Source organism: Thiomonas sp., assembly GCF_054608695.1.
The window spans coordinates 1-5,576 of record NZ_JBTRXV010000148.1 but is presented as its reverse complement, the minus strand read 5'-3'; the positions used below and the strand labels follow the sequence as shown (position 1 = coordinate 5,576).

The 5,576-nt window shown below is 69.6% G+C and carries 8 protein-coding genes; 7 read left to right on the top strand and 1 reads right to left on the bottom strand.

Features of this window, described 5'->3' with window-relative positions; all coding sequences use genetic code 11:
* The 4 genes from ACYCUK_RS23035 to ACYCUK_RS23020 form a co-directional block, all read left to right on the top strand.
* On the top strand, nucleotides 1-291 hold a 291-nt coding region (locus ACYCUK_RS23035; RefSeq protein WP_461596936.1), incomplete at its 5' end, for a hypothetical protein.
* The gene (locus ACYCUK_RS23030) at nucleotides 288-1,307 is read left to right on the top strand and encodes a hypothetical protein (RefSeq protein WP_461596935.1); all 1,020 of its coding nucleotides are present in this window, start codon (nucleotides 288-290) and stop codon (nucleotides 1,305-1,307) included. The genes ACYCUK_RS23035 and ACYCUK_RS23030, both read left to right, overlap by 4 nt.
* Entirely contained in the window at nucleotides 1,304-1,894 is a 591-nt protein-coding gene (locus tag ACYCUK_RS23025) for a hypothetical protein (RefSeq protein ID WP_461596934.1), read from the top strand. Before ACYCUK_RS23030 ends, ACYCUK_RS23025 begins: the two co-directional genes overlap by 4 nt.
* Before the next feature lie 75 nt (nucleotides 1,895-1,969).
* Nucleotides 1,970-2,326, top strand: a complete 357-nt coding sequence (locus ACYCUK_RS23020; RefSeq protein ID WP_461596933.1) for a hypothetical protein — start codon at nucleotides 1,970-1,972, stop codon at nucleotides 2,324-2,326.
* Between the two features lie 154 nt (nucleotides 2,327-2,480).
* On the opposite strand, the gene ACYCUK_RS23015 is transcribed toward ACYCUK_RS23020, so the two are convergent.
* Nucleotides 2,481-3,044, bottom strand: coding sequence for a hypothetical protein (locus ACYCUK_RS23015; RefSeq protein ID WP_461596932.1), 564 nt, complete (start codon nucleotides 3,042-3,044; stop codon nucleotides 2,481-2,483).
* Between the two features lie 668 nt (nucleotides 3,045-3,712).
* Here ACYCUK_RS23015 and ACYCUK_RS23010 point away from each other — a divergent pair.
* The 3 genes from ACYCUK_RS23010 to ACYCUK_RS23000 all read left to right on the top strand — a co-directional run.
* Nucleotides 3,713-4,753 carry a hypothetical protein gene (locus ACYCUK_RS23010; RefSeq protein ID WP_461596931.1) on the top strand — a complete coding sequence of 347 codons (1,041 nt, stop codon included), beginning with the start codon at nucleotides 3,713-3,715 and terminating at the stop codon, nucleotides 4,751-4,753.
* A complete protein-coding gene (locus ACYCUK_RS23005) occupies nucleotides 4,750-5,118 on the top strand; it encodes a hypothetical protein (RefSeq protein ID WP_461596930.1) in 369 nt (122 codons plus the stop codon). The genes ACYCUK_RS23010 and ACYCUK_RS23005 overlap by 4 nt, the downstream gene beginning before the upstream one ends.
* A 4-nt stretch (nucleotides 5,119-5,122) precedes the next feature.
* A partial coding sequence (locus ACYCUK_RS23000) for a hypothetical protein (RefSeq protein ID WP_461596929.1) occupies nucleotides 5,123-5,576 on the top strand: 454 nt, incomplete at its 3' end.

Sequence of the window (5,576 nt, the reverse complement as noted above, 5' to 3'; positions counted from 1 at the left end):
CAGACCATCAGCGGCACGTTCCAGGTCTCCGGCGGGGGCTCTACCATCATCCCGCCGCCTCCGCCGCCGAGCGGCAATAACTGCACCGCCCTGCAGCAGCAGGTCAACAGCCTGCAGCAGCAGTTGACGGCCATCAGCCAGCAGATTCAGGCGCGGGAGCAATACGACAACGCCCACGGGATCAGCGTCCTGTCGGACCCAACCATTCAGAGACTCAGCGCGCAGTTCCAGACCGTGGACGCGCAGTACACGGCGGCGGTGAACGCGCTCAACGCCTGCCAATTGGGGTGACGACCGTGGCCGCGCCGCAGGTGCTCCTCTACAACCCGGCCGGGGGCAGTGCGTCGGCCGGCGCCCCGGGCGCCTACTGGCAGGAGTTGCAGTCCACCCTCCAGGCGAACCTTGACCTGCTGGGCGGTCGGTCGATCATCCTCAACGCCGCGGGGTCGGCGCTGGTGGCAAGCACCGGGGCCGGGTTCGGCACGGCCGGGGAGTTCACCGGCGAACCGATCGATGTCCCCCAGTTGGTCAGCGGCGGGTACGTCTGGCTCGACTGGTGCCGCTACCCCATGGCGCAGCGGTTCATGCGACAACTGCATGTTTGGATCAACGACCCGGCCTACAATGGCTATGACGGGAGCAAGTTGGCCGTGGCGCTGAGCGCCATGGGCGTAAACCTCACGGACGAACCGACTGATGCGTGGGCGACGTTCTCTGCCCCGCGGGGAACCAACCTCATCGTTCCGGCAACCGGCGGCGGCCGGTTCCCATACCCCGCCAGCATCATCTGCAACCAGGGTCCCACGGAGATGCCAGGGAACGTGATCCTGCCGCCGAACGCGGGCAACCCGGGGCAGCCGAACCTCCTGACGGCGCAGATCGGGTTCGGCACCTCCCCGGACGGCAGCACGCAGTTCGCCTATCCGATGATGGCGGTCGGGTATGGGAAGGGCGCCTACGTGTACGCCTTCGCCGACAACGAGGCGTTGTTTGGGTATCGGGGCGGGGTCTCCCCCGCCGACCTCACGACGTTCCTCGTCGGCATCCTCGCCAGCACCCCGCAGTGGGACTCCGCCACGCAGGGCGCCTCCACGCTGACGCAGATCGGGCAGCCGACCAACATCACACCGCCGTCGACCAAGGCACCGCCCCCCGGGACCCCGCCGGTGGCGGGGCCCAGCCCGCTCGGCAAGTACCTCACGATCGGGGGCCTCGTCGTCGGCGGGGGTGTCGTGGTCGTGGGGGCGTATGGGTTGGAGAAGGCCAAGCTGATGGGCGGCCAGCATACCATCGTGATCGAGAAGTGAGCGCCTGGACCGACTACGCCGCCACCCTCCTGCCAGCGGTGCAGGCGGTGCGGGCCGCCGGGGGGCCGCCGGCGTGGCTCTCGCTCGCCATGGCGGCCCACGAGTCCGGGGTGCCGCCGCAGCCCGGATGCACGCTGTTGGTGGAGGGCAATCCCTGGGGCGTGACCTGCCACACCTCGCGGTACCCCTGTCACGCCACCGCGAGCGGTTACAGCTTTCAGGTCTACCCCACGCTCCTGGACGCGGCGAGTGACCTGATCGTCGCGCTCGGGCCTCAGCGGCTGCAGTATGCCAGCGACCCCGTTGCCTTCATGGACAACCTGCAGGCCACTGGGTGGGACTACCCGCCGGGCGGCTACGCCGACAGCGTGCTCTACACGTGGGGGCCGCCGGCGACCGCGGCCCTGAAGGCGATCGGCGTCGATGTGAACACCGGGCAGCCGCCGGCGCCGTCGGGTGGACCCCAGGGCGGCGGCTCCACCCCCGGGCAGATCATCGCGCGGCGGCCGTCCCTGCTGTTCGTCGTGCTGGGACTGCTGGGCGCGGCCGGCATCGCGGCCATCGGGGAGGGTGAACTGCACCGATAGTGCTACACTGCGGGCAGGTCACGCAGAGACCGCGGGCCGGAGGAACCCTGCCTTTCTCTTTTGGGGGTGGTCCGGATGCACGTCCTGCAGAGCGCCAGCATCGTCGTTCCCCTGCTCGGGCTCGGGTGGGCGATTCTCCGGTATGAGTTCAACCGGTACGCGAAGGCGCACCCGAACTCCCGGCTCGTCAAGGATGGGGAGACAGTGGTCCGGGAGGGGCAGGCCGTCGCCGATGCTCTCGGGATCACGTCGACCAACGCCGCGACCGTGATCTCTGGCTACCTGACCGACCACGGGATGCCGGCCACCGCGAACGCCGTCCTGACGGCCGCGAGCTTCGCCTCCAGGGTGGGGGCCGCGGCGAAGGCGGATGCGCCGGTTGTGGCCGCTGCGGCAGTTACAGACACGCAGGGGGGAGAAGTGGCGAGGTAGACCCCCTCCACTTCTCCCTCCCCCCTACCCTGCCGGTGCATACCATAGCGCGCCTTGCCGAATCCTGCCGGTGCCAGCCGCACCCATCCATGCCGCGCCGCGCCAGGACAATGCCCGGCTTGCCCCTCCGTCCCCCGCCTGACCATGCCGGCCCCTACGCTACCGCGCCACCCGCCCCCACCGAGAACTTCGTTACGACGAAGCGCCCATACGTCGGGCGGAAGTCCGCCAAACCGATAAGCCGACCAGCCTGCTGGATCGTCTGATTGAGATCGGCCGGCTGAATGTACTCCGGAATGTTGACGAGCAGATCGAACTCCGCCTTCCAGCCCTTCAGCATTGCGGGCCGGACCCGCGTGATGCCGTTGCGCTGGATGGTGACACGGCGCCGGTCGAGGTAGTCCCACTCCTTGGTGCCGAGCGAGGCGAGCGGAGTCAGCGCGACGACGGCCGCCTTGTAGAGATCCATTGCGCTCTTGCGGGGACTGCGCGGGTCCTGCTGGAACTTCGCCGCGCCAATGATTGATTGGCGCAAGTATTCACCTGGGATTGCCAACTCGCCATGTTCGTCGCGGTAGACATAGGCCGCTGGTTCGTCCGTCTTCTTCGTCTTGCTGCCTTTGGCGGCCGTGCTCTTGGCCTCCACGTCCTCATTCGACCAGCGGTGGAACAGGATGTCGGCCACCCCCTCGATCCCCACGGTCACGATGTACGGCACCTCTGGTGCGCGGGCCTCGGCCGGATCGGAAACTGCGGTCGCCCTTGCCCTTGCCACGCCATCGCCTCCCGCATATGCAATATAGACAGTATATCATATGTATCTTGTGTTGTCCATGTTGATCTGGCATGCTGTATCTGGTGGTTCGGGAAGGTCGGGCGGGGCCGGGCCCGGTCGGGTCGGGTTGGGTGTGGCGGGGTATGGCTGGGCTAGGGCGGGCACAGCATGGCGGGGACGGGCCTGGTTTGGTCCGGCATGGCGGGGCATGGTGCGGCATGGCTGGGCGGGGCAGGGACCGCTGAGGCGTTGCGGGGTAGGCTTGGGACCGGCAGGGCGTGGTTTGGCGCGGCACGGCACGCCATGGACGGGACAGGCCGGGCAGGATCCGGCGGGGCTAGGTGGGGCAAGTCGGGGCATGGCAGGCCCTTCAGCAGAAGGGCGTGATATCGATGGCAAATAAACTGTTGACGTTCCTGATCGGCGAGGACCTGTTGCAGAGGATTGACGACTTCAGATTCACCCATCGCTTCCCTAGTCGGGCAGCGGCGATCAAATGGTTGTTGGAGTGGGCACTGGCGCAAAAACCTACTCCACCAACCGCCTAACACCCCTACGGGACGCCCAAAAGCGGTGTTGCGCTACACTCTTGTCAGCAAGGGGGTGGCGCCATGGGCGGAGCACTCCTGCCGACGGCAAGCGGCGGATTCAAGTCGGTCCACGCCACGCTCACCCAATCGGTGGCGGCCCTCGTTCCCAACCCGCCCCGGTGGGTCGGGGTGGCGCTCGGGGTCGGGGGGTTCGCCTCCGCGGTGGCGGACGTGTTCCTGACGCGGCAGATCAACCGGCCGGCCGCCGACGCCAGCGAACTCTACGACCGGATCGGCGAGGTGTACCGGAAGGCGCGCGAGGGTATGGCGGGGGCGCCGGTCGTGGTGTCGGCCCCCGCGACCGCCATCGCGCAGGCGCCGGTCACCGTGAACATCGTCAACTCCCCCGCCGCGGCGCCGAGCAAGTACCTCGCCCAGGAGGGCGCGGAGGACATCGACACCGGGTGCCTGCCGTGTGGCAAGGCCCACCTCGGGGCCATGCAGGGGATGCTGGAACGGGCAGCGCAGGCGGCGCAGGCCGAGGGCGCCTGTGGGGCCGAGTGCGGCCAGTGGGTGGCGCGGGCCGCGCAGGAACCGGTGGCGCTGTTCGCCCGCGACTGGACCCCCGAACGCATCGCCAAGACCCCACCCGAGCACCGGGTGGTCCTGGAGAAGTACGTCCCCGAGGTGCGGCAGGTGCAGGACTCCCTCGTCGGCGGTGACGAGGTGCGGGCGTCCCTGGTACGGGCCTCCGCCCTGCTCTCGGAGGCGACCCGCTTCGCCGGCGCCGGCGATGGCATCCAGCACCCCGAGGTGCAGTGGCGGCTCGCGGAGGCGGAGAAGGACCTGACGGTCGCGGAACGCGCCAGGGTGGCGGGGATGGACCCCGAGACGCAGCAGCGGTTGCGCCGGCTGCGGCAGCAGGCGTACAACGCCGTCCAGACCCCGGACGACCTGAACCGGGTCGCCGCGGAGGCGGATGCGGTCGCCGCGGAGGCGCAGGGCGCGTATGCCGCCACCCTGGGGCCCGCGCAGGTCCAGTCCCTGGCCGACTCCGCGCGCCGCTTGCGCGAGTCCTTCCGGGCCGACCTGAGCGCCACGGAGAAGGGCGGTGCGGCATGACGTATGACGGCCTCGACGTGACGACCATCGGGACCCTGATGCCGGCGGACCACCCGGACGCCACCGGTGCGTTCACGCTGGACGCGGGCGGCACGATCCGCAACACCCTCCGGCAGACCGTGTACGTGGAGGCGGCCGACGTCACCCCGGAGACCATCGTGTCGGTCAAGCGGTTCCGCCTGGTCCCCGGGGCCACCGCCAGTCTGCCGGCGCCGCAGGGCGTATGGCTGGTCGCGTGGGTGACGCAGTTGCGGGTGGAGTGGACGATCGGTTGGCTCTTTGGCGGCACGGTCCTCCTGTGGGGTCTCGCCGGGTGGGGCGCCGGGGATATCGTGGGGCGCGTATGGGATTCCGCGAGGGGGTGATGGCGTGCGCTACCCGAACTGCGCCGCGGCGCTCGCGGCGTTGGCGGCCGGCGGCAGCCAGGAGATGTGCCACGACTGGGAGGCCATCCGCCAGACGGCCGCCTGCCGGGCCTGGGAGACGTGGGAGACCGAGCAGACCGGCACCTTCGGGAGCCACATGCACCGGGCGTGGCGGGACATCGACGGTGCCTGCGTGGGCCACGGGGGCACCCGACCCGAACACGGATTCCTGGAGGCGGTGGAGCGGCGCAACGCCCCCGGGGAGTGCCCGGTCTGCCCGGCGATCCTGGCGGCCCACTGCAACCTGCACGGCCAGCAGAACCCGCAGTTCTGCGAACTGATGGAGCGGTACTACCTGGAGCCGCAACTGACCACGGACGATCTCATGGTGGAACTCGCGCGCATCGCCACCCCCGAGCAGATGCGGGAGGCGGGCGCCGCGGTCAACGCCCAACTGG

Excerpts from the sequence above, each read along its gene's own strand:
- ACYCUK_RS23020 (WP_461596933.1), top strand. The coding sequence starts at position 1,970 with ATGCACGTCCTGCAGAGCGCCAGCATCGTCGTTCCCCTGCTCGGGCTC.
- ACYCUK_RS23010 (WP_461596931.1), top strand. The coding sequence starts at position 3,713 with ATGGGCGGAGCACTCCTGCCGACGGCAAGCGGCGGATTCAAGTCGGTC.
- ACYCUK_RS23005 (WP_461596930.1), top strand. The coding sequence starts at position 4,750 with ATGACGTATGACGGCCTCGACGTGACGACCATCGGGACCCTGATGCCG.